Here is a 24,465-nt window from a genome sequence, read left to right on the forward strand (position 1 = left end):
GGCAAGAGAGTTTCGCTCTGGGCACAGCGGAACGACGAGCGACCGCCGGCGGGAGCCTAGTCGGTGTCGCGGCCGGGCTCGGCCGCGGCGACTGGCTCAGGTTCGGCACCGCTCTCGGCCGGGGGATCCGCCGGGGCGGCGTCTGGCAGGCCGGCCGGGCCGTGTTCGAGCAGCAGCCGGAACTGGTCGGCGTCGATGATGCGCACGCCCAGGGCTTCGGCCTTGGCCAGTTTGGAGCCGGCGCCGGGGCCGGCGGCCACGTAGTCGGTCTTCTTCGACACGCTGGAGGCGTTCTTGCCGCCGGCGGCGATGATCGCCTCCGACGCGCCCTCGCGGGTGAAGCCCTCCAGCGAGCCCGTCGCCACGACGGTCAGCCCGGTGAGCACTCCACCGGCCGCCGCAGCGGCACCGGGGCCCGGGTGCCCCGGCGTGGCGAACTGCACCCCGGCCGCTGCCCATCGCTCCACGATGTCGCGGTGCCAGTCCACCTCGAACCAGTCGATCACGGCGTCGGCGATGATGCCGCCCACTCCGTCGACCTCGGCCAGCTCGTCGCGCGACGCCGAACGGATGGCGTCGAGAGAGCCGAAGTGGTTCGCCAGGGCCCGTGCGGCCACCGGCCCGACGTGACGGATGTTGAGTGAGACCAGGATGCGCCAGAGCGGCTTGGTCTTGGCCAGTTCGATCTCGGCGATGAGCTTCACGGCGTTGGACGACGGTTGCGGGCCGTCCAGACCCGCCTTCTTCTCGGCTGCGGACGGGTTCCGCCGGAACGGGGTGCGCTGACGCACGGTGCCGTCCTCGTCCTCGCGGGGCAGGCCGGTCTCGGGGTCCCGCACGACCACGCTGATCGGCAACAGATCCTCGATGGTGAGATCGAAAAGGCCGGCCTCGGTGTCCAACGGCGGCGTTTCGGGAACCGTGGGCTGGGTCAGCGCCGCCGCGGTCACCTCGCCGAGCACCTCGATGTCGAGGGCACCCCGCGAGCCGATGTGCTCGACCCGGCCGCAGACCTGGGCCGGGCAGCTCCGCGCGTTCGGGCAGCGCAGGTCGATGTCGCCGTCCTTGGCGGCCTTCAGCCCAGTGCCGCAGACCGGGCAGTCTGCTGGCATCACGAATTCGCGTTCGGTGCCGTCGCGCAGCTCCACGACCGGCCCGAGGACCTCGGGGATCACGTCGCCGGCCTTCCGCAGCACGACGGTGTCGCCGATCAGCACGCCCTTGGCCCTCACGACATCCTGATTGTGCAGGGTGGCCTGGCGCACGACGGAACCGGCGACCCTGACGGGTTCCATCACGGCGAACGGGGTGGCCCGGCCGGTGCGGCCCACGCTCACGACGATGTCGAGCAGCTTCGTGTTCACCTGCTCCGGCGGGTACTTGTAGGCGATCGCCCAGCGCGGCGCGCGGTTGGTGGCACCGAGTTCGTCGTGCAGGGCGAGCTCGTCCACCTTGATGACGATGCCGTCGATCTCGTGTTCCACGCTGCCGCGGTGCTCGCCGAAGTACTCGATGAACGCGGATGCCTCTGCCGGCGTCGCGACGACCCTGTAGTGGGTGCTGGTGGGCAGACCCCAGCCGGCGAGCAGGTCGTACACGGCGGACTGCGACTCGGCGCCGGGCTGGGCCCACGCGCCGATGCCGTGCACGAGCATCCGCAGCCGGCCGAGCCTGGCCTTCATCAGGGCAAGCTGGTCGGCGTTCTTGCTCTCGGCCTTCTGCCGGAGCGACCCGCTGGCCGCGTTGCGGGGATTGGCGAACACCCGCTCGCCCGCGGCGCTCTGCGCGGCATTGAGCTCCCGGAACGCTTCGACGGGGAAGAAGACCTCTCCGCGTACCTCCATCAGCGGCGGATGCCCGGTGCCGCTCAGCCGGGCGGGAATTCCGGGCACCAGGGCGATATTCTCGGTGACGTCTTCGCCGACCACGCCGTCGCCGCGGGTGGCGGCGCTGACGAGCACCCCCCTCTCGTAGCGGAGGTTGATGGCCAGGCCGTCGATCTTGAGTTCGCAGAGGTAGTGCACGGCCCGGTTGGCGCTCACCTGCACCTTGGCCGCCCAGGCCTCGAACTCCTCGATGGAGAACACGTTGTCGAGGCTGAGCATCCGCTCGGCGTGCTGCACCGGGTCGAACAGGGTGGTCTCGGCGCGGCCGCCGACGGTCTGGGTGGGGCTGTCCTGGCTGGCGAGTTCGGGGAAGAGCCGTTCGAGTTCTTCGAGGCGATGGATCAGGCCGTCGTAGTCGGCGTCGGAGACGATGACCTGGTTGCGCTCGTAGTAGGCGTCGCGGGCCTCGAGGATGCGCGTGGTCAGGCTGGCGGCCTCCTCGCCGGCGGCGGCCAGCGCGGCGGCCGGTGACGCTCCCGTCGCGTCAGGCATTGATCGTCGCGGAGTCGGCGGGAACCGGGCCTGCAACGTTGTCGCTTTTGACCGGAACGGCACTGATCGTGCGGTCGATCGTGCACTGCCCGAGCACCCGGGTACCCACATAGACCACAGCGGTCTGGCCCGGCGCCACGCCGGTCAGCGGCTCGGTCGGCAGGATGCGCAGCTCGGTGTGCGCCTCGACCGGCGGCGTCGCGGAGGGGTCGGCGGGCACGCAGATGACCTGGGCCACGGCGGGCTCCGGGTCGGCGTGCGCACGGATCTGCACGTCGCAGGCGAATTCGATCTCGGGGTGCTCCGGGGGCAGTCCGGCCCAGGTGTACTTGGTGCCGGCGATCTCCTTGATCGCCAGGGCCTCCTTGGGGCCCACGACCACGGTGTTGGACACCGGGCGTACCTCGAGCACGAAGCGGGGCTTGCCGTCGGCGGCGGGGGTGCCGATCGAGAGGCCCTTGCGCTGTCCCACGGTGAACGCCACGGCGCCCTCGTGCTGCCCGAGCTTGTTGCCCTCGCGGTCCAGGATGTCGCCGGTTTCCGGGGCGACCCGCTCGCCGAGCCAACCGCGGGTGTCACCGTCGGGGATGAAGCAGATGTCGTAGGAGTCGGGCTTGTTCGCCACCGAGAATCCGCGTTCGGCGGCCTCTGCGCGTACCTCGGCCTTGGACGGCGTGTCGCCCAGAGGGAACATCGAGTGCGCGAGCTGCTCCTTGGTGAGCACGCCCAGCACGTAGGACTGGTCCTTGGCCCAGGCGCTGGCCCGGTGCAGTTCCCGGTTGCCGTCGGCATCCGTCACGATCGAGGCGTAGTGGCCGGTGCAGACGGCGTCGAACCCGAGTGCCAGGGCCTTCTCGAGGAGGGCGGCGAACTTGATCTTCTCGTTGCAGCGCATGCACGGGTTGGGGGTGCGTCCGGCGGCGTACTCGGCGATGAAGTCGTCGACGACGTCGAGCTTGAACCGCTCGGAGAAGTCCCACACGTAATACGGGATGCCGATGATGTTCGCGGCCCGTTGGGCGTCCATCGAGTCCTCGACGGTGCAGCAGCCGCGGCTGCCGGTGCGGAGCGTGCCGGGCATGCGCGACAGGGCCAGGTGCACCCCGACCACCTCGTGCCCTGCCTCGACCGCGCGGGCTGCGGCCACGGCGGAATCCACCCCACCGCTCATTGCTGCCAGAATCTTCACTGGTTAAGTGTACGCACGCGGCGCCGAGTCGGCCATTCCCGCGCCGATCGCCTGCGCCCAGGCCACCGGCAGCGCCGTCAGCAAGGCGTCGACGTCGGCCTGGGTCGAGGTGCGGCCCAGCGTGATCCGCAGGGCGCTGCGGGCCTCGGCCTCGCTACGGCCCATGGCACGCAGCACGTGCGATGGCTCCGGGATGCCGGCCTGGCAGGCGGATCCCGTGGAGACCGACACCCCGGCGACGTCGAGCAGGAACAGGAGCGAGTCGCCTTCGCAGCCGGGGAAGGTGAAGTGGGCGTTGCCGGGCAGACGCCCGGCTGTGCCCGAATCTGCGGAGTCGGGGTCGCCGTTGTAGACGGCGGAGGGCACCGCGGCGCGAACGCCGGCGATCACACTGTCGCGCAGCACTCGCAGGCGCCGGTTCTCGGCGTCGAGGTCGGCGGTCATGGCTGTCGCCGCGACCGCGAACGACACCGCCGCCGCCACGTCCTGGGTGCCGCTGCGTACCTTGCGCTGTTGGCCGCCGCCGTGGATCAGCGGCACCACGGTGATCGTGCGGGACAGCACCAGGGCGCCGATGCCGACGGGGCCGCCGATCTTGTGCGCCGAGACGCTCAGCGCCGACACTCCGGTGGCGTGCAGGGCAGCGAAGTCGATGGGCACGTGACCGTAGGCGGAGATGGCGTCCACGTGCACCGGGATGCCGTGTGCCGCGGCGAGCGCCGCGACGTCTTCGACGGGCTGCAGGGTGCCCACCTCGTTGTTGGCGGCCAGCAGGGTCACCAGGGCCACATCCTCGGGGTCCTCAGCGATGGCCGCGGCGAGGGCGGCGAGGTCGATGCGGCCCAGCGTGTCCAGCGGGATCCACTGGACCGTCGCACCCTCCTGCTGGGCGAGCCATTCCACGGTGTCGACGGTGGCGTGGTGCTCTCCGCCGGGCACGAGGATCCGGGTGCGGGGCGCCCGGGCCCAGTACAGGCCCTTGATGGCCAGGTTCACCGATTCAGTGCCGCTGCCGGTGAAGACGATCTCGATGGGGTCGGAGTGCACGCTCGCGGCGACCCGTTCGCGGGCCTCCTCGAGCATCCGTTTGGCGTTCTGGCCCTGGCTGTGGATGGACGCCGGATTGCCGACGACAGCCATCGCCTCCGCGTACGCGGTGATGGCGGCCGGCAGCATCGGTGCCGTCGCGGCGTGGTCGAGATACGCGTGGTCAAAATGCACCGACATGTGCTCGCCTCCTGGCTGGTTCGGGTCCCGTGGATGGGCCGGTGCGGGCTGGTCTTTATACACCGTCCGCACTGATTACTCTAGATCTCATGACTTCAGCAGACACCCTCCGCAATCTGGGCGTCCGCGCTACGAGCAATGGCGGGGAACTCCGCGTCTGGTCCGAACACGCCGAGGCCATCGAACTGTGCATCTTCGACCACACCGACCCCAACTGGATCGTGCGCACCGTACCCATGGTGCGCGACGCCCACAACGTCTGGGTCGGCCGTAGCCGCACCCTCACCGCGGGCCGCCGCTACGGCATCCGGGTCTCCGGTCCAGCCGGTCCCACGCACTCGTTCCACCCCGAGAAGACCCTGATCGACCCGTACGCCCGGGGTCTGGCCCGGGTGGGACCCGACCAATGGCAGTCCACCATGGTCGACGACGCCTTCGACTGGGCCGGAGCCGTCAAGCCCAACACGCCGATGGATCACACCGTGGTCTACGAGGCGCACGTCCGGGGCCTGAGCAAGCTCAGCCCGGCCATGCCCGTTGAACTCCGCGGCACCTACGCCGGACTGGCACACGAGAGCACCATCGCGTACCTCAAGAACCTCGGGGTGACCGCCGTTGAACTGCTGCCGGTGCAGTCGTTCGTCTCCGAACAGCGCCTGATCAAGCAGGGCCTGTCGAACTACTGGGGCTACAACACCCTCAACTTCTTCACCCCTCACGCCGACTACGCCACGCAGGCCTCCCAGTCCGAGGGGCCGGAGGCGGTGCTGCGCGAGTTCAAGGGCATGGTCAAACTGCTGCACGAGGCCGGCCTCGAGGTCATCCTCGACGTTGTGTACAACCACACCGCCGAGGAGGGCCCGGCCGGACCGGTCACGAGCCTGCGGGGCATCGACAACGCCACCTACTACCGGCAGAACGCCAAGGGTCATTACATCGACGTCACCGGCTGCGGCAACACGGTCAACTTCGGCCACGACGTGCCGATGCGACTGGTGCTGGACTCTCTGCGGTACTGGGCCAACGAGGTGCAGATCGACGGGTTCAGGTTCGACCTGGCCGCGACCCTCGCACGCGACGAGAACGTGCACTACACGCCGGACCACCCTCTGCTCACCGCCATCCGCGACGACCCGGAACTGGCCGGGGTGAAGCTCATCGCGGAACCGTGGGACGTGGGCATGGGCGGCTGGCAGACCGGCAACTTCCCGACCGGCTGGTCGGAGTGGAACGACCGGTACCGCGACCGGATGCGGTCCTTCTGGCTCACCGACGTCGCCGCCGTGCGCAACCACTCGACCTCAGACAGCGGCATCGGCCGGTTCGCCTCCCGTCTGGCCGGGTCGGCCAACACCTTCTCGCTGGAGCGCGGCCCGGTCGCCTCGCTGAACTTCATCACCGCCCACGACGGTTTCACCATGGCGGACCTCACCGCGTACAACGTGAAGCACAACGTCGGCAACGGTGAGGCGAACCGGGACGGCACCGACGGGAACAACTCGTTCAACCACGGTGTCGAGGGGCCCACTCGCGATGTCACGGTGTTGCGTACCCGTCGGCGGGCGATGCGCAACCTGCTCGGCACCCTGTTGCTCTCCGCGGGTGTGCCGATGCTCACCGCCGGGGACGAGTTCGGTCGCAGCCAACGCGGAAACAACAACGCCTACTGCCACGACAGCGAGCTCACCTGGCTGGACTGGAACTTCGACGACTGGCAGCAGGACCTGCACCGGATCACCCGGCAGTTGCTTGCCCTGCGCCGGGAGAACCCGGCCCTGCGCCCCGTGAGGTTCGGCCGGCCGGGCCAGACCACCCCCAGCGCCAGCCAGATGGACTGGTACAACGCCGCCGGAGCCTCGATGTCGGAGGCCGATTGGAACTCCCCCCAGGAACGCACCCTGCAGTATCTCGCGGCCAGCACCCCCGAGCACGAGGCGTTCAACCGCATCCTCCTGATCGTTCACGGCCTGGAGTCGCCCACCGAGGTGACCCTGCCCATCCACTCCGGGGTCTCCAGCTACACGGTGCTCTGGGACTCCAGTCACGACGACATCCGCGAGGTGCAGAGTTCGCACATGCCGGGCGCCCGCCTCACCATGGGGGGTACCTCGATGCTGCTGTTGCGGGCCGAGGAAGCCCGGGCATGACCAAGCCGGATGCCGGCGGCACACCCGCCACTGTGGCGCTGCTGCACGCCGGCATCCGGTTCACCGCCCACCACTACCCGCATGATGCGGCGGTGGCCGGCTACGGCCTCGAGGCGGCGGACAAGCTCGGGCTGGATCCCGACCAGGTGTTCAAGACCCTCTTGGCGGACGCCGACGGTGCCCTCGTCGTGGCGATCGTGCCCGTCTCCGGTCAGCTGGACCTCAAGGCCCTCGCCGCGGCGGTCGGCGCGAAGAAAGCCGTCATGGCCGACCCCAAGGTGGCCGAGCGCAAAACGGGCTACGTCGTGGGCGGCATCAGCCCGATCGGACAGAAGACCCGGCTGACGACGGTGCTCGACGAGACGGCCGAGCTCTTCGACTCGGTCTTCGTCTCCGGCGGCCGCCGCGGCTTCGACCTCGAGCTCTCCCCCGCCGACCTCGTCTCCGTCACCGCCGCCGTCGTGGCCGCGATCGGCCGGGACCGCTGACGACGCCGGCCCGCGGGCGAGGTCAGCCGGCGACGGCCACCAGCCCCATCTCGGCCGCGCTGATCAGCAGGTCGTTCCGCGGCACGACCCTGACGGTGTAGCCGAAGCCGCCGGACCTGTCGAGTTCGACGGTTCCGGTGAACAGGGTGGGCGCGCCGGGCGTCACGGTTTCGGTCGCGTCCTGCCCCAGCACGTCGTTGATCGGCTCGAGGGCCTGGGTGCTGACGTCGGTGAGGTCGTCACCGCCGGTGCTCCTGCCGTAGACGACCTGCACCGTCACGTCCTCGGGTGCGAGGCCGTTCAACTGCACGTGCGCGCGCAGGCGCAGTTCATCGCCCACCTGCGGCACCGGGGCGACGCCACCGGACTCCACGTGCTCGACGGCCACGCCGGGCCAGGCTCCCCCGATGCGGGCCTTCCATTCCGCGAGTTCGCGGGCCGCCCGGAAGTTGTTGGCCGAGAGCCGCGCCTCGGAGACACCGGCGGGGCGGTAGAGCTTCTCCACGTATTCGCGCACCATCCGGCCGGCGTTCAACTCGGGCGAGAGCCCGGCCAGGGTCTGGCGGATGTTGGCGACCCAGCGTTCGGGCACGCCATCGGCGTTGCGCTCGTAGAACGGCGGCGCCACCTGGTGTTCGATGAGCTCGTACAGGGCGTCGGCCTCGAGGCGGTCGCGCTCGGCGGAGTTGGTGCTCGCGTCGGCAGAGGGAATGGCCCAGCCGTTCTGACCGTCGAAGTACTCCGGCCACCAGCCGTCGAGGATGGACAGGTTGAGGGCGCCGTTCAGGGCCGCCTTCATGCCGGAGGTGCCGCAGGCCTCGAGCGGGCGCAGCGGATTGTTCAGCCACACGTCGGTGCCCGGGTACATCAGCTGAGCCATACCGATGTTGTAGTCGGGCAGGAACGCGATGCGGGTGCGCAGCTCAGGATCGGCGGCAAACTGCACGATCCGCTGGATCAGCCGCTTGCCCTCCTCGTCGGCGGGGTGCGACTTGCCGGCGATGACGATCTGCACGGGGTGCTCGGGGTGCAGCAGCAGGGCGCGCAGCCGCTCGGGATCGTGCAGCATCAGGGTGAGCCGCTTGTAGGTGGGCACCCGACGGGCGAAGCCGATGGTGAGCACGTTGGGGTCGAAGACCTGGTTGATCCACGCCGGCACCAGACCGCCGGGGTTCTGCACCAGCCAGGCCGCGCCGATGCGGCGACGGGCGTCCTCGACGAACTGGCGGCGCATATCGCCGCGCACCTCCCAGAGGTCCTGGTCGCTCACCGCGGGCGATGCCCAGTCGGCCGTGGAGGTGTCGGTGGTACCGAGCCGATTCGCGGCGAGGGCCTTCAGCGCCGGGTCCGTCCAGGTGGGGGCGTGCACCCCGTTGGTGATCGAGGTGATCGGCACCTCGCTGGCGTCGAAGCCCGGCCAGAGGCCGCTGAACATGCGCCGGCTCACCTCACCGTGCAGCTTCGAGACGCCGTTGGCGTGCTGTCCGAGCCGCAGGCCCATGATGGCCATGTTGAAGACATCCGGCGACCCGCCCGGGTAGCTCTCGGCGCCCAGACCCAGCAGGTCGTCCACGGCCACACCGGGCAGCAGGTCGGTCTCGAAGTAGCGGCGCACGAGGGAGGTTTCGAACCTGTCGATTCCGGCAGCCACCGGGGTGTGCGTGGTGAAAACGGTGCCGGCACGGGCTACCTGCAACGCCTCGGCGAAGCTCAGACCCTCACCGATGAGGCTGGAGATGCGTTCCAAGCCGAGGAATCCGGCGTGTCCCTCGTTGGTGTGGAACACCTCGGGCTCGTCGCGGCCGTTGAGGTGGCTCCACAGGCGCACGGCACGGGCCCCGCCGATGCCGAGCAGCAGTTCCTGCAGCAGCCGGTGTTCGCCGCCGCCGCCATAGAGCCTGTCGGTCACCTGGCGCAGTTCGTCGGTGTTCTCCGGGATATCGGTGTCCAGCATCAGCAGCCGGATGCGGCCGACCCTGGCCTCCCACACGCGAGCGTGCAGGGTTCGGTCGTCCGGCAGGGCGAGGGACACCTGCACCGGCGAACCGTCCGCCCGGCGCAGCACCGACAGGGGCAGACCGTCGGGGTCCAGCAGCGGGTAGCTCTCCAGCTGCCAACCGTCGCTCGAGATCGCCTGGCTGAAGTAGCCGGCCTTGTAGAACAGGCCAACGCCGACGAGTGGAACACCGAGGTCCGAGGCGCTCTTGAGGTGGTCCCCGGCCAGGATACCCAGGCCGCCGGAGTACTGCGGCAGCGCCGCCGCGATGCCGAACTCGGGCGAGAAGTACGCGATCGACGCCGGCTTCGCCCCCTCGAGGCCCTGATACCAGCGCGGTTCGTTGAGGTAGGCGCGCAGGTCGTCGCGCACCAGGTTGACGCCGGCGACGTAGTCGTGGTCCAGGGCGAGTTCCGCCAGCCGGGCCGGGTCGACGGCGCCGAGCAGGGCGACGGGGTCGGTGCCGATGCTGCGCCACAGCTCCGGGGCGATGTGCTCGAAGAGCTGCCGGGTGGGCTCGTGCCAGGACCAGCGCAAGTTGCCGGCCAGCTCATCGAGCGCGGCAAGCGACTCTGGCAGGACTGCACGGACGGTAAATTTACGGATCGCCTTCACGAACCTTACTTTAGGGGCGCAACGTGTCCACCGGGTAACAGGTGTGCGCGCGTGTGACCACCGATTCGGCCCCCGTTCGCGCTACGGTCGTCTTGTGGCTAAGACACCAAAACGAACCGGTACCGCCCTCTCAACTCCGAGCATCGCGGATGTTCCGACCAAAGTCGGTCGAATCCCCGTCCTCGACCTGTCCCCGCAGCTGAACGACAATCTCTGGCCGGCGAAGGCTTTCGCCGGCGAGGTCGTGCCGTTCGGTGCGACCGCCTTCAGGGAGGGGCATGACGCCATCGGCGTGATGCTGCATCTCACGGCGCCGGACGGCACCCAGACCCAGCATCCGATGCGCCCCGGCGCCCCGGGCACCGACAGGTACGAGGCCCAGGTGCGCCTGGACCTGCAGGGCTCGTACACCTACAGGGTGCGTGCCTACGCGGATGACTTCACCACCTGGGTGCACAACGCCGCCATCAAGATCCCCGCCGGCATAGACGTCGAGCTGATGTTCCTGATCGGTTCGACACTGCTGGCCTCCGCCGGCAAGGACCTCAAGCGTCCCACCGTGGAACGTCGGCTGTTCGCCGCCGCCGCCAAGACCCTGGCCAATACGAAGCTCCCCCTCGCGGTCCGGCTGGCCGTCGTCACCGATCCGGCCCTGGCCGCGGCAGCAGTCGTGCGCCCCCTCGCCAGTCTCGACTCGTTCTCCGCCGAGCGCACCGTGCGGGTCGAACGCACCCGCGCCGGCGTCGGCTCCTGGTACGAGTTCTTCCCCCGCTCGGAGGGCGCCGTGCGGCGAGAAGACGGCAGCTGGCAGAGCGGAACCTTCCGCACCGCGGCCGCCCGCCTGCCCGGCGTCGCCGCGATGGGCTTCGACGTGTTGTACCTGCCGCCGATCCACCCGATCGGCCGGTCCTTCCGCAAGGGCCCGAACAACACCCTCGACGCCGGCGAGAACGACCCGGGTTCGCCGTGGGCGATCGGCTCGGCTGCCGGCGGACACGACGCCATCCACCCGGAGCTCGGCACCATTGACGACTTCAGCTTCTTCCTCGACGCCGCCCGCACGGAGGGCATCGAGGTCGCCATCGACCTGGCCCTGCAGGCCTCGCCGGACCACCCCTGGGTCACCGAGCACCCGGAGTGGTTCACCACGCTGCCGGACGGCACCATCGCCTACGCCGAGAACCCGCCGAAGAAGTACCAGGACATCTACCCGATCAACTTCGACAACGATCCCGCCGGCATCCGTGCCGAGGTGCTGCGCTTGGTGCGCTACTGGGTCGGCGTTGGCGTGAACATCTTCAGGGTCGACAATCCGCACACCAAGCCGTTGGACTTCTGGGAGTGGCTGATCGGCACCATCAACCGGGAATCGCCCGACGTGGTGTTCCTGGCCGAGGCGTTCACCCGTCCGGCGCTGCTGCAGGGCCTGGCCAAGGTCGGCTTCCAGCAGTCGTACACCTACTTCACCTGGCGCAACACCAAGGAGGAGCTCGAGGAGTTCTTCGACGACTTGGCCCACGACACCGCGGACTTCCTGCGCCCGAACCTGTTCGTGAACACTCCCGATATCCTCTCCGAGTACCTCCAGTTCGGCGGACCGGCGGCGTTCAAGATCCGTGCGGCCCTGGCCGCGACGGCGGCGCCCACCTGGGGCCTGTACGCGGGCTTCGAACTCTACGAGAGCGTCGCCCGTCCCGGTGCCGAAGAGAACATCGACAACGAGAAGTACGAGCTTCGGCCCCGCGACTTCGCGAAGGCTGAAGCGCTCGGCAGGTCGCTGGCGCCGTTCCTGGCCCAGCTGGGACGCATCCGTGCCGCCCACCCGGCCCTGCGTCAGCTGCGCAACCTCGACATCCACTCCAGCGACGACGACTCGATCCTCGTCTACAGCAAGTACCTGGCCGGTGAGTTCACCGACGACGGTCGCACCGACGCGCTCATCATCGTCGCCAACGTCGACCCGCATTCGGTGCGTGAGACCGTGGTGCACCTGGATGTGACCAGGTTCGGTCTCCCCCTCGGCTCCCACTTCGAGGTCGAGGACCTCATCACCGGCGCCGTGTGGACCTGGTCCGCGGACAACTTCGTGCGCCTGGACGCCTTCACCGAACCCGTGCACATCCTGCACGTGCGGATCCCACAGGCACCGAACCAGAACGGACTGGCCGAATGAAACACGCCACCGGCCGACCCGCCGACGAACTGCCCACCTTCTCAGCGCACATCCTCGAGACGGTCTCGGTCGGCTCGTACTACAACCCTCACGAGGTGCTCGGCCAGCACCTGCTGGACCTGCCGAACATCACCGACCCGATCACGGTCATCCGGGTCCTGCGTCCCCTGGCCATCGAGGTCGTCGCGGTGCTGTCCACCGGCGCCCGCGTCGAACTGTCCCATCTGGGCTACGGCATCTGGCAGGGTGTCAGCACCATCGGCCCGCAGGACTACGAGATCGAAGCGCACTACGAGGGCGGACCGGCCTGGATCAGCGACGATCCCTACCGTTACCGGCCCACGCTCGGCGAGCTCGACCTGCACCTGATCGGCGAGGGCCGGCACGAACGTCTCTGGGACGTACTAGGCGCCCACGTGCGCACCTTCACCGGCGTGACCAAGCCTGTCAGCGGCACCTCGTTCTCGGTCTGGGCGCCACACGCCCGTGCCGTGCGCGTGATCGGTGACTTCAACAGCTGGTACGGCGTGCTGCACTCGATGCGCAACATGGGCAGCACCGGCGTCTGGGAACTCTTCGTGCCCGGCCTGACCGCTGGCTCCAACTACAAGTTCGAGATCCTCACCCAGGCCGGCGAGTGGGTGCAGAAGGCCGACCCGATGGCCCGTTACACCGAGGTGCCGCCGCTGACCGCGTCGGTGGTGGGCGAGACCGCCTACACCTGGCAGGATGCCGCCTGGCTGGCCGAACGCAGCGCCACCGACCCGCACAACCGGGCCATGAGCGTGTACGAGATGCACGTGGGCTCCTGGCGGCCCGGGCTGGGCTACCGGGCCCTGGCCGACGAGTTGATCAGCTACCTCGAAGAACTCGCGTATACGCACGTGGAGTTCATGCCGCTGTCCGAGCACCCGTTCGGGGGCTCCTGGGGCTACCAGGTCACCGGCTACTACGCTCCGACGAGCCGGTTCGGCCACCCCGACGACCTGCGCTACCTGATCGACCGGCTGCACCAGGCCGGCATCGGCGTGATCATGGACTGGGTTCCGGGACACTTCCCCAAGGATGAGTTCGCCCTGGCCCGCTTCGACGGGCAGGCCCTGTACGAGCACCCGGACCCGCGCCGCGGTGAGCAGATGGACTGGGGCACCTACGTCTTCGACTTCGGCCAGATGCAGGTGCGCAATTTCCTCGTCGCCAATGCGCTGTACTGGCTCGAGGAGTTCCACATCGACGCCCTCCGGGTGGACGCGGTCGCCTCGATGCTGTACCTGGACTACTCGCGCAAGGACGGCGAGTGGGAACCCAACAAGTTCGGCGGCCGGGAAAACCTCGAGGCGATCAGCCTGCTGCAGGAGATCACCGCGACGGCATACAAGCGCAACCCCGGCACCATCATGATCGCCGAGGAATCCACCAACTGGCCCGGTGTCACCGCGGCCACCTCCGGCGGCGGCCTGGGCTTCGGGCTGAAGTGGAACATGGGCTGGATGCACGACTCGCTCGAGTACATGAGCGAAGACCCGATGCACCGCGCGTACCACCACAACGAGATCACCTTCTCGTTCGTCTATGCGTTCAGCGAGAACTTCCTGCTGCCGATCAGCCACGACGAGGTTGTGCACGGCAAGGGCTCCCTGATCGGCAAGATGCCAGGAGATCCGTGGCAGCAGCTCGCCAACGTGCGGGTCTACCTCGCATTCATGTGGGCGCACCCGGGCAAGCAGCTCCTGTTCATGGGGCAGGAGTTCGGCCAGCGGTCCGAGTGGAGTGAAGAGCGCGGACTGGACTGGTGGATGCTCGACCAGCCCGGTCACCGTGGCCTGTTCAACCTCGTCGGCCAGCTCAACCGGGTGTACCGGGACACGCCCAGCCTCTGGGAGCGTGACAACGAACCCGGCGGGTTCGAGCTGCTCGACGGCGGCGCCGCTGCGGAGAACGTGGTCAGCTTCGTGCGCTGGGACCACGACGGCACGCCGGTGGTCTGCCTGTACAACTTCTCCGGAGCCCCGCACACCGGCTACAGGGTGGGGCTGCCCCTGCCCGGCGCCTGGGAGGAGATCCTCAACACCGATGCCGAGAACTTCGGCGGCTCCGGGGTCGGCAACCTCGGTGAGGTGACCGCGTTCGCCGAGCCGTGGGCCGGCCGGCCGGCATCCGCCACCCTCACCCTGCCGCCGCTCGGCGCCCTCTGGCTGCGCCTGCGCCGCTGACATCGCTCAGGCCACGCGAAAGCGCCCGCCTGGTCGCCTCAGTCGCCTGAGGCAGCCACACGGGCGCTTTCGCGTTCCCGCGTTTAGTAGAGCAGCGCGGTGAGGCGTTTGCGGGCCGGCGGCACGCGCGGGTCATCGGTACCGACGACCTCGAACAACTCGAGCATGCGCTGGCGGATGACGTTCTTGCCCGCAGCATCCTGGCCGGGGAACAGGCCCAGCAGCCTGTCGAAGGCGTCCTCGATGTGTCCACCGGACAGGTCCAGGTCGGCCACGAGGAGTTGAGCGTCCAGGTTCGCCGGGTCGTCAGCGGCAGCCGAACGCACCTCGGCGATGGTCTTGCCCTGCAGCCGGGCGAGCAGGCTGACCTGGGCGAGACCGGCGGTGGCCATGGTGTCGCGGGGGTCGCGGGCCAGGGCGAGCTTGTAGATGTCGATGGCGGCGGCGTAGTCGCCGCGCTCGATGGCCTCGTAGGCCTCGCGGTGATGCGGTGGCAGTTCGGGTTCGACGGGCTCGGCCGGCGGGCCGGCGGGCGTCTCGGCGGCCTCGGCCACCCCGGTCACACCGTGCTGAGCGGCCAGCTCAAGCACCCGCTCGAAAACCTCGCGGATCTGCACCACGGGGAGTACCCCGTCGAAAAGCTGAACCGGCTGACCGTTGATCACCGCGGCGAGGGTCGGCACCGACGTGGCCTGGAACGCCTGGGCGAGCTGCGGGTTCGTGTCGATGTCGACGGTGGCCAGCACGAAGCGGCCGTTGTACTCCCTGATCAGGTTCTCGATCACCGGGGTGAGCTGGGTGGCCGGCTCGCTCCAGGTGGCCCACAGGTCCACAATCACCGGCACGATCTTCGACAGTTCCAGCAGCTCCGCGAAGTTGGTGTCGGTACCCTCGAGCACCAAATTCGGTACCGGAACGACACCGGCGACGGCGCCATCCGGCGCGGTCCCGGTGCTCACGCCGGCCGCGGCCGCCGGTGGGCGGTTCACGAGCGAGGACAGGTCGACGGCGCCGCGCAGGTTGGCGCCGGCTGGGGGGACAACGGTCATGGAAGCTCCACGGAATTGATCAGTCCCTGACTAAAGCCAAGGAGAACGATTTTGTCGGTTGAATTGGCGGCAGGCACGTGGAACAGGAGCTGCTCGCTATAGGTGCTCTGGATGCCCTTGGTGGTCTCCTCGATACCGGAGAGCGCCTTGCTCGGGCCTTCCTTCGGGGTGATGGTCGCCTTGCCCGCGACGGGAGTCACCGTGGTGATCTCGTTCACACTCACGGCCACGATACTGCCGGAGTCGTTCGTGGCAAGGGCAATGATCTCGCCACTCCCAACGGCATTGGTGAACTCCATCGTGCCGGTGTCCTCAAGCTCCAACAGCTGCTTCTCCTTGTACTCCAAGCCCAGCTGGGTGCGGGCGGTGTCGCCCTTGGCTTCGAAGAGCGGGAACGACGGGCTCGCCTCGCCTTTCAGCAGGATGTCGGCGTAGGCCGGGCCAACAGCGTTGGGCGCCATCGACATGAACTTGTTGTCGGGGGCGATCAGCGGTGCTCCGATGGTGGCCGGGGCCACACTCGGAACCTTGGCGGATGCCTCGAGCTGGACGGCGTACTCGACCAGGTAGTTCTCCCGCGGAGATTCCTGCTTGAGAATAAGCGCCATGGTGGGCACCGAGGCCTCATCAGCCGACTGCAGCACCGTCATGACCACGCGCGGCCAGGCATCGGTCTGTTGGGGAAGCGTCAGCGTCAGCGGGGAATCCGGCAGCGCCACGGTCGCCGCGTACGACGCATCGGCGGCGCGGACCTTGTAGTTGGCCAGACGCTGCTCGAGCGCGGGGCCGGTGAACCGGGTGGCCAGGCTGTCGGCATCCAGGTTCGCGTCGGCCTCCGCCGTGAGCGCGACAATGTCGCCAACGATGCGCTCGAGTTGCGGCACCGTCACAGCGGGCTCCGGAGCCTCGTCGGCCACGGGAGCCTCGATATCCTCGGCGCTGGGCGAGGGCGTCGCCGTTGCGGTGGCGGCGGCCTCCGGAGCGACGGTCGGCCAGAACTCCGGCGAACATCCGCTGAGCACCAGGCCGGAGACCAGCACGAGGGGAACGGCGATCATGGACCGGCCGATCGACCGGCGTGGACCGGTGATCTCGCTCGCCTTGATGGTCTTGGGGCGCGGCACCCGGGGCAGCCTGGGCATGCGCGGCCCGCGCGGCACGTTGCGCCGCGGACGGCGGGACCGGCGGAAGTGCAACAGGCCCAGCAGGTAGATCACGAAGCCGAGCAGACCGATGAGAGCTCCCCCGACGATCAGCGGACCGGCCCACGGTGTCGCGTTGTCCGTCGGCCAGGCCACGGTGATATCCGTCGGCGCCGGGGCGGTCCCGTCGGAGGCGACAAGCACCGAGATCCCGGCCGGCGCGCTGATCGTGGTGGTCAGCGACCGGTCACCGGTGTACTCCTCCAACCACAGGTCGGAGCCGGCAGGGTCGGTGGCCAGCGGGGCCGCTTCGGTTTCCGCCGCCGGCGTGACGGCGGTTCCCGTCGCCGGGGTAACAGTCAATTTCCCGGTGTCGGCATCGAGGCCCACCGCCGCGTACTCGTCAGCGCCGATCCAGGCCTGGATGTCCGCGGTACGCGCGTAGGCGACGAAGACGCTGTCGGAGCCGGAAACCGTGATGGTCTGGCTGCCGGGGAACGTGCCCAGGGCCGCGCCGTCGATCACCGCGTACGGCGCACCGTCGTCGACCGTCGCGCTCAGGCTCGTGGAAGCAGGTTCGAGAAAGACTGTCCGCTGCGCGATGCCGAATGCGATCATCAGCGCGGCGAGGACGAATGCCAAAATGGCAAAGACGAAACGCACGTAAAACCCTCCTGTGTTGCCTGCCGATGGCTGCGAATCACAACGACTGCCACCGCTTGTCGGGGCCGGGAAGCAACAGACACGGACGTCTTACGATAGTGGACGCTCCTGAGAGGTGCCTAATAGCGGCTTTTCGCGTGATTCCCCTCCCTCCACAGCCTCCTTTCCCCCGAAGGCGGGATGGGGAGCAGAGTGTCCGGGCACTAAAATTGCACGGTCTGCTCCGTCCGTATCTGACTCGGGGTCAGGCCCATTTATGAGGAGACAACGTGGCGACCGACGAGGCTGACTTCACCCAGGTATTCCGAGGGTACGACAAGGACGAGGTCGACAAGGCCATCCAGGGACTTCGGCGCGACCTGATCCAGGCCAACGCCCAGAGCACCGAGTCGGCCAAGGAAGTCAAACGACTGGGGGCCAGAATCGACGACCTCAATGCCGAGATCGAAGAGGTCGGCAGTCCCACCTTCTCCGGGCTGGGCACCAAGCTCGAGAACACCCTGCGCGTCGCCGAGGAGCAGTCAACCCGGGTCATCGCCCAGGCCGATATCGACGCCGAGAAGCTGCGCGCCTCCGCATCCGCCGAGATCGACGCGCTGAAGCGCCAAGCCTCCGAACACGCCGAACGAACGGTGTCCGACGCCACCGTCAAGGCCCACCGACTGCTCACCGATGCCCAGGTCGAGGCAGACGATCTGCTCACCCGCGCTGGGCAGACCCACGAACAGCTCACCCAGGATGCCCTCCAGGAGGCCGCGGCGATCCGCGGCGCCGTCGCCACCGAGGCGGCGGAGCTCCGGGCCACGGTCAAGCGTGAGGTCGCCGCCATTCGCTCCGAGGCCGAACGGGAGGCCGCTGAGGTGCGGGTCGTCGCTCAGCGCGAGGCCACCGAAGCGAGGGAAATCGCCGCTGGTCTCACCCGGGAAACCGAATTGACGCGCGCGGAAGTGGCCCATGAACTGGACCAGCAGCGTGCCGACCTCGCCCGCGAGACCGAACAGGCCCGCATCGACCTCGCCACCGAGACCGAACAGGACCGCATCGACCTGGCCCGGGAGACCGAACAGGCCCGCATCGATCTGGCCCACGAGACCGAACAAGCCCGCTCAGACCTGTCCGTGGAGATCGAGCAGGGTCGCACCGACCTCGCCCGGGAGATCGAACAGGCTCGCGCGGATCTCACCATCGAGGGTGAGCAGGCGCACACCGACCTCGACCGGGAGCTGGACCGAGATCGGGCGGCAGTGAACCGCGACCTCGACAAGGCGCACGCCGACCTCGCCGCCGAGATCGAGCAGGCCAGGGCCGACCTCGCCCGGGAACTCGAGCAGACCAAGGCGGACTTCGACGCCGACAGCGAGCAGGCCAGAATCGATCTGGACAACCATCTCACCGCCACCCGCAAGCGCGGCGAGCACGAGGCGGCCAAGCTGCGACGCGAAATCGACCAGATCCGAGCCGACCTCGAGGTGGAGCTCAAGGCGCGCAGGGACGAAGCCGAGCAGGACCACCTGGCCCGTCACCAGGCGGCCGTCGCTCAGACGCAGCGTTACCTGGACGACTCCTCGGCTCAGCTCGCCGTCACCAACGCCCGCACCGTGGAACTGCGCACTCTCAACGAACAACTGGATGCCGGTGCCCGCGCCGACGCGAAGACGGCGAAGGCGAAGGCCGACGATGAGGCCGAACGCATCGTGCGGAATGCCGAGGATCGCGCGGCGGCCCTCGTCGCCGATGCGGAGACACGCACTCGTGAACTCGTCAACGACGCTGAAGACCGTCTGGCGCAGATTAGGATTGAGCGCGAGTCGGTCGCCGGCTACTTCGAAAGCCTGCGCAGCGTCCTGACCCAGGCGGAGAAAGTGAACGCTGACCAGGACTAGTCACAACGCCGAGCAAGTGGAGACAACAGTGAAGATCCAAAACGCCTTCCGGCTCGGCCTGGTAGGAACCCTGGGTGTCGGCCTCGGGGTGCTGATCCTGAGCTCGATCGTCTCGCTGTCCACGATCATCACCTACATCGGGGCGGCCCTGTTCCTGGCCCTGGGACTCGACCCGGCGGTCTCGTGGCTCGAGAAGAAGAAGTTCCCGCGGTGGGCCGCCATCCTCACGGTGCTCGTCGCCGTGCTGGGCGCGCTGACCGGGGTGATCTTCGCCATCGTCCCGATCATCGCCGACCAGATCTCCAACCTGTCTGAACGCATTCCGGCCCTGGTGAAGTCGGTGAATTCAGCGACTTTCCTCGTCGACCTGCAGAAGCAGTTCCCGGCCCTTGATGTGCAGGAGATCGTCGAGGCGGTCACGAAATACCTCGGCGGCAACCTCACGGAGATCACGTCCACCATCGTCCAATCCGGTTTCGCCATCGTCAGCGGCTTGTTCGGCGGCCTGATCATCCTGATCCTGACCCTGTACTTCACGGCGTCACTGAACACCATGAAGCGAGCCACCTACCAGCTGGTCCCCGCCTCCAAGCGGGAACGCTTCGCGGACCTGAGCGAGCAGATCACCACGGCCGTCGGCCGGTTCATCGTGGGACAGGGCGCCCTGGCCGCCTGCAACGGTGTTTTCAGCTTCATCTTCCTGTCGATCATCGGCGCCCCCTTCCCCGCCCTGCTGTCGGTGATCGCGTTCCTGTTCTCGCTCATCCCGCTGGTCGGCACCATCACCGGATCCGTCATCATCGTCGCCACCTGCGCGATTCCCGGTATCGGCAGCTCCTGGCTCACCGTGCTCGTCGCGGGCATCTACTACCTGGTCTACATGCAGCTCGAGGCCTACGTTCTCAGCCCGAACATCATGAACCGCGCCGTCGCCGTGCCCGGCGCCGTCGTGGTGGTGGCAGCCCTCGCCGGCGGGTCGCTGCTGGGCATCCTCGGCGCCCTGATCGCGATCCCGGTCGCGGCATCGGTCATCATGATCATCAAGCAGGTCGTGATCCCCCGCCAGAACGAGCTGTAAAGCCTCAGGAGCGCCCTGTCAAGCGGCGCGGTGCTCCTGAGCGCCGGACGCCCGCCGGTTGCTTACGCGGCGGCTCAGAGCTCGGCCGCTCAGAGCCGGGCGGCTCAGCGTTCGCCGGCCCAGGTCTCCGGCAGTGGGCCGGCTGCCGGGTTCACCGCGGCGACGATCTCGTTGAGCACCCGGCGGGTCTGGCTCTCCCCCACCCAGAGATGCTTCGCGCCGTCCACATTGATCAGTCGGGCGTTCGGAACGCTCGCGAACCGGGTGCGGGCCTCCTCGGGCCGGAGGTAGTCGTCGTGTTCGGGCACCAGCACCACGAGCTCGCGCTCGTCGTCCGCCCAGGCCGCCAGTTCGGCATCCGTTGCCCGATGCAGCGGTGGCGACAGCAGGATCGCGCCGTGGATCGGGTGGTCGAGGCCGTACTTGATCGCCAGTTCCGTGCCGAAGGACCAACCGACGAACCAGGGATCAGGCAGGCCACGCTCCGTGACGAAGGCCATGGCCGCGGCCACATCGGCACGTTCGGCGTCGCCGTGTCCGAAGCTGCCCCCGCTGGTCCCCCGCGGTGAACTGGTACCACGGGTGTTGAAGCGCAGCACGGCGAGGTCGGCCAGCGCCGGCAGCCGTCCGGCGGCCTTCCGCAGGATGTGCGAGTCCATGAAGCCGCCGTGCGTGGGCAGCGGATGCAGGGTGACCAGGGTGGCGACGGCGGGCCGACTCGCCGGCGTGGCCAGCTCGCCCACCAGGGTGAGGCCGTCGTCGGTGTGCAGCTCGATCTGCTCGCGGGTTGCGGGCAGGTCGATGCCGCCGCGGATCTCGACTGGTCCGGCCATGGTGGTGCTCCTCGTCGGGGGGGGGGGGGGGGAACGCCTNGGTGAACGCCTGCGCGAAACGCTCGGGTTACTTGATCTTCCAGCAGTGCAGATGCCAGTGGCGCCGGGCGGCGAGGTCCGCCGCGTCGCCGGTCACACCGTCGCCGCGCCAGGTGACCATGTGGGCCACTCCGGGGTTGATGTCGAGCAGGCAACCGGGGCAGAGGTAGGTCTTCCCCGCCTGGGCGGCGCTGATCGGCTGCACATGCCACACGCCGTCGCGCTTCACCTCGGTGCGGCGCCAGCCGGCGAGCATGCGCGAGAGATCGTCGGTCTCGTCTTCGCCGGTGCCGGCTCTGCGGCCCTTGGGGCGGTTGCTGCGCGGCATGGTGCAAGTCTAACCCTGGCTCGAAGGGCCCAGCTGGGCCGGTCGGGTCGGGTGACTAGTACCAGCCGACGTCGACGGAGTGGCCCCAGGCGCCGCAGGGGGTGCCGTAGCGGCCGCTGATGTAGCCCAGGCCCCATTCGATCTGGGTGCCGGCGTTGGTTTCCCAGTCGGAGCCGGCCGAGGCCATCTTCGAACCGGGCAGTGACTGCGGGATCCCATAAGCGCCGCTGCTGGAGTTCATCGCGTTGACGCGCCAGCCGGACTCCTTGTTCCACAGCGACACCAGGCAGCTGTACTGGTCTTCGCCCCAGCCGCGGGACGCGACGGCGCCGTAGGCGTATGCCTGGGCGGAGCCCGGGTCGGGGACGGCAGCCGGTGCGGCGCTGACGGGGCCCGGCGACGTCGTCGACGCGGCGGCCACGGGGGCCGGTGCGGGTTCCGGCTCGGGTTCGTTGATGGTGTAGCTGTCGATGACGACAGCGTTGGCCACGGTGCTGGCCACGAGCAGGGACTGAGCGGCCTCGCCCTTGTACCGGTCGGACGCGGCGCCGGGCACCTGGAAGTACGGTGACGCCGTCGCCCCGGAGTACGGGTCGACCACGGTGACGAGCACGAAGGCGGCAGCAGCGGTGAATGCGAACAGCGACAGCGCTACGTGGCTGCGTGAGCGCGGGCGGTGCATGCTCCGCGGGATCGGCCGGGCGGGCGTCTGCACGGCCAGGTTCCCGAAGGGTGCACGAAGCGATTTGGTGCCCGGTGTGCTCACCGGCATCGCGCCCGAAACGGGCGCGGAAATGTTGAGATGTCTACCCACGATGATTAGACCCTAACCCACTTCGCGGGTAACGGCCAGGTAACGACACGCGATGTGTCACCGAACGGCGAGCATCACGTCCACGACACTGTCGAGAACCAGGTCGACCTGGGCCTCCCTGTAGCCGGTCCGCTGCGGGCGGAAGACCGCCGTGCGCACATCGTCGACGGTGACCGGGTGGCCGTCCTGGAAGTAGGTGACGAGCTTCGCGGCGAGGCGGTCGACATCGGCTTTGTTGTAGCCGGTGCTGAAGATACTGGTGCGGGAGAACCGGTGACCCGCCGGTCGGCCGAGGCGGTTGATGATCACCTGCGCGGTCTGACGGGCCTCGTCCAGCCAGGCCTGCGAGCCGGATTCGCCGGTGGCGCGTTCCCGCTCCCGCAGCGCGAAAGCGTCCTCGAGACGCTCCAGGGCGGCGTCGACGTGGCTGGGCGAATAGCCGCCCTTCTGCATGGCGAAGGCCGTGTGACGGATGTCGGCTGCGGTGAGCTGGTCCGTCCCACCCGCATCGTCGTACGCGTGCCGAGTCGACTCGAGGAACTCCTCGACCTGCTTGAGGTTGTAGCCGAGCATCTTTTTACTGGTTCGCGGAAACGTAGTGCTCACCGCCTCATTCTGCCCCACCGGACGCCGAGTGTCGAAAGCAGCCGGGTCAGGCGAAGATGAGGTAGAGCGCATAGGCCGCGGCCGCTGACGGCAGGATGGAGTCCAGACGGTCGAGGAAACCGCCGTGGCCCGGCAGCCAGGAGCTCATGTCCTTGATGCCGAGGTCCCGCTTGATCAGCGATTCCGCCAGGTCACCGAAGGTGGCTGTGATCAGGATCACTACACCGAAGATCGGACCGAACCACCACGGCTCGCCGAGCATGAAGATGGCCAGCAGGATGCCGACGACCACACACACGATGGCCGCTCCGGCGAAGCCCTCCCAGGTCTTCTTGGGACTGATCGACGGCACCATCCGGTGTTTGCCGAAGGAGAGGCCTGCGGCGTACGCGGCGGTGTCAGCGGAGATCACCAGTAGCAGGAACGCGAGCGTCCACCACTGGCCGCCCTCCTGGGTGACCAGAAGCACCGCGAAACTGGCCAGGAACACGACGTAGACCTGGATCAGGAAGCCGCCGCCGATGTCGGTGAGCACCACGCTGCGGGGTGCGCGGTGCCTGGGGAAGGCGAGCATGGCCAGCCGCCACAGGGTGATCAGCAGGATGCCGCCCAGAGTGGCGAGCCACTGGCCGCCGGCACCCCAGTAGAACGCGGCGGGCACGACGGCCACCGCCGACGCCAGCACCGGGATCCGGGGCACCTTCCGGCCGCCCCGGCGCAGAGCCTCGGCCAGTTCGAAGGCCGTGAACCCCACGACCACGAAGGCCATGATCATGAACAGCTCTTTGATGAAGATCAGGCTCACGAGCATCGCGCCGCCCAGGACCAGCCCGATCAGGGTCGCCAGAATCAGGTTGCGCCCTGTGCGGGCCTCGATGCGTTCGTTCGTCGCATCCAGCTGCGCCTTGGTGGCCTGCACCTGGCGTTCGATGTCGGCCTTGGTGGACTGCACCTGTGCCCGAAACTCGGCGCGGCCGGTGCCGCGACCCCGCTGGGGTGGCTGGGTGGGCCCTGGCTGATCCGTCATTCGCTTAGCCTCCGCTAGATAGCGAGGAGTTCGGCTTCCTTGCGCTTGAGGGCGTCGTCGATCGCGTCGATGTGAGTCTTCGTGATCTGCTCGAGCTCCTTCTCTCCGCGGGCCACGTCATCGTCGCCGACCTCGCTCTTGAGCGCGTCGAGTTCGTCCTTGGCCTTGCGGCGCAGGTTGCGAACGGAGACCTTGGCATCCTCACCCTTGGTCTTGACGATTTTGACGTACTCCTTGCGGCGGTCGTTCGTCAGTTCGGGCAGCGAAGCCCGGATGACGATACCGTCGTTGCCGAGGTTGGCGCCGAGGTTCGGGGTGTCCCGAATGGCGTTCTCGATGTCGCGCAGGGCGCTCTTGTCGTACGGGGTGATCAGGAGCGTGCGAGCTTCCTGGTTCTGCAGCGAGGCAAGCTGCCCCAGGGGCGTCGGGGTGCCGTAGTAGTCGACCAGGATCTTCTGGAACATCTGCGGGTTTGCTCGCCCCGTACGCACGGTGGCGAAGTCTTCCTTCGCGGCCTCGACGGCCTTATCCATGCGCTGGGTGGTGTCGGTCAGGACATCCGTAATCACGGTGACTC

At 68.4% G+C, this 24,465-nt stretch carries 18 protein-coding genes; 6 read left to right on the forward strand and 12 right to left on the reverse strand.

The features are described 5' to 3' along the window. Positions 1-56: 56 nt before the first annotated feature. From ligA to E3O60_RS14835, 3 genes are read right to left on the reverse strand one after another with little or no spacing between them, the layout of a single operon-like run. Positions 57-2,378: an NAD-dependent DNA ligase LigA gene (gene ligA / locus E3O60_RS14825; protein WP_134408324.1), complete on the reverse strand. Its 2,322-nt coding sequence runs from the start codon at positions 2,376-2,378 to the stop codon at positions 57-59. After that, positions 2,371-3,567, reverse strand: a complete 1,197-nt coding sequence (gene mnmA, locus E3O60_RS14830) for a tRNA 2-thiouridine(34) synthase MnmA (protein ID WP_198415727.1) — start codon at positions 3,565-3,567, stop codon at positions 2,371-2,373. Before mnmA ends, ligA begins: the two co-directional genes overlap by 8 nt. A 3-nt stretch (positions 3,568-3,570) precedes the next feature. Then, positions 3,571-4,794, reverse strand: a complete 1,224-nt coding sequence (locus tag E3O60_RS14835) for a cysteine desulfurase family protein (protein ID WP_134408325.1) — start codon at positions 4,792-4,794, stop codon at positions 3,571-3,573. Positions 4,795-4,883: 89 nt separating this feature from the next. On the opposite strand from E3O60_RS14835, the gene glgX reads away from it, so the two are divergent. Both glgX and ybaK read left to right on the forward strand, forming a co-directional pair. Next, complete coding sequence (gene glgX, locus E3O60_RS14840) at positions 4,884-6,941, forward strand: glycogen debranching protein GlgX (RefSeq protein WP_088456445.1); 2,058 nt, start codon at positions 4,884-4,886, stop codon at positions 6,939-6,941. After that, entirely contained in the window at positions 6,938-7,429 is a 492-nt protein-coding gene (ybaK, locus tag E3O60_RS14845) for a Cys-tRNA(Pro) deacylase (RefSeq protein WP_134408326.1), read from the forward strand. Before glgX ends, ybaK begins: the two co-directional genes overlap by 4 nt. Positions 7,430-7,451: 22 nt before the next feature. On the opposite strand, the gene glgP is transcribed toward ybaK, so the two are convergent. Beyond that, a complete protein-coding gene (gene glgP / locus E3O60_RS14850; protein ID WP_088456447.1) occupies positions 7,452-10,040 on the reverse strand; it encodes an alpha-glucan family phosphorylase in 2,589 nt (862 codons plus the stop codon). Positions 10,041-10,134: 94 nt separating this feature from the next. Here glgP and E3O60_RS14855 point away from each other — a divergent pair, with 94 nt between their 5' ends. Both E3O60_RS14855 and glgB read left to right on the forward strand, forming a co-directional pair. Further along, positions 10,135-12,213, forward strand: a complete 2,079-nt coding sequence (locus tag E3O60_RS14855; protein WP_174776705.1) for a maltotransferase domain-containing protein — start codon at positions 10,135-10,137, stop codon at positions 12,211-12,213. Beyond that, positions 12,210-14,426 (forward strand): 1,4-alpha-glucan branching protein GlgB, encoded by a 2,217-nt coding sequence (gene glgB / locus E3O60_RS14860; protein ID WP_134408327.1) that lies wholly within the window; start codon positions 12,210-12,212, stop codon positions 14,424-14,426. Before E3O60_RS14855 ends, glgB begins: the two co-directional genes overlap by 4 nt. Before the next feature lie 83 nt (positions 14,427-14,509). Here glgB and E3O60_RS14865 read toward each other — a convergent pair whose 3' ends face one another. After that, a complete protein-coding gene (locus E3O60_RS14865; RefSeq protein WP_088456449.1) occupies positions 14,510-15,475 on the reverse strand; it encodes a tetratricopeptide repeat protein in 966 nt (321 codons plus the stop codon). Continuing rightward, complete coding sequence (locus E3O60_RS14870) at positions 15,472-17,280, reverse strand: hypothetical protein (RefSeq protein WP_134408329.1); 1,809 nt, start codon at positions 17,278-17,280, stop codon at positions 15,472-15,474. Before E3O60_RS14870 ends, E3O60_RS14865 begins: the two co-directional genes overlap by 4 nt. Positions 17,281-17,549: 269 nt before the next feature. Here E3O60_RS14870 and E3O60_RS14875 point away from each other — a divergent pair, with 269 nt between their 5' ends. Then, positions 17,550-19,163, forward strand: coding sequence for a hypothetical protein (locus E3O60_RS14875; protein WP_088456451.1), 1,614 nt, complete (start codon positions 17,550-17,552; stop codon positions 19,161-19,163). 28 nt (positions 19,164-19,191) lie between these two features. Continuing rightward, positions 19,192-20,241: an AI-2E family transporter gene (locus tag E3O60_RS14880; RefSeq protein ID WP_088456452.1), complete on the forward strand. Its 1,050-nt coding sequence runs from the start codon at positions 19,192-19,194 to the stop codon at positions 20,239-20,241. Positions 20,242-20,345: 104 nt separating this feature from the next. Here the strand turns inward: E3O60_RS14880 and E3O60_RS14885 are convergent, their stop codons facing one another. From E3O60_RS14885 to frr, 6 genes are all read right to left on the reverse strand, one after another. Next, on the reverse strand, positions 20,346-21,074 hold the full coding sequence (locus tag E3O60_RS14885; protein WP_088456453.1) for an alpha/beta hydrolase: 729 nt from the start codon (positions 21,072-21,074) through the stop codon (positions 20,346-20,348). A 67-nt stretch (positions 21,075-21,141) separates the two neighbouring features. Next, positions 21,142-21,441, reverse strand: coding sequence for a hypothetical protein (locus E3O60_RS14890; protein ID WP_088456454.1), 300 nt, complete (start codon positions 21,439-21,441; stop codon positions 21,142-21,144). Between the two features lie 55 nt (positions 21,442-21,496). Continuing rightward, complete coding sequence (locus E3O60_RS14895; protein WP_240632193.1) at positions 21,497-22,255, reverse strand: lytic transglycosylase domain-containing protein; 759 nt, start codon at positions 22,253-22,255, stop codon at positions 21,497-21,499. Positions 22,256-22,312: 57 nt separating this feature from the next. Beyond that, a complete protein-coding gene (locus E3O60_RS14900; protein WP_240632194.1) occupies positions 22,313-22,861 on the reverse strand; it encodes a DivIVA domain-containing protein in 549 nt (182 codons plus the stop codon). A gap of 46 nt (positions 22,862-22,907) precedes the next feature. Then, positions 22,908-23,888: a phosphatidate cytidylyltransferase gene (locus E3O60_RS14905; protein WP_088456456.1), complete on the reverse strand. Its 981-nt coding sequence runs from the start codon at positions 23,886-23,888 to the stop codon at positions 22,908-22,910. 14 nt (positions 23,889-23,902) lie between these two features. Beyond that, positions 23,903-24,457, reverse strand: coding sequence for a ribosome recycling factor (gene frr, locus E3O60_RS14910; RefSeq protein ID WP_088456457.1), 555 nt, complete (start codon positions 24,455-24,457; stop codon positions 23,903-23,905). Between the last annotated feature and the right edge of the window lie 8 nt (positions 24,458-24,465).

Origin of the sequence: Cryobacterium sp. TMB1-7, assembly GCF_004402435.1 — a bacterium.
Lineage (GTDB): Bacteria > Actinomycetota > Actinomycetes > Actinomycetales > Microbacteriaceae > Cryobacterium > Cryobacterium zongtaii.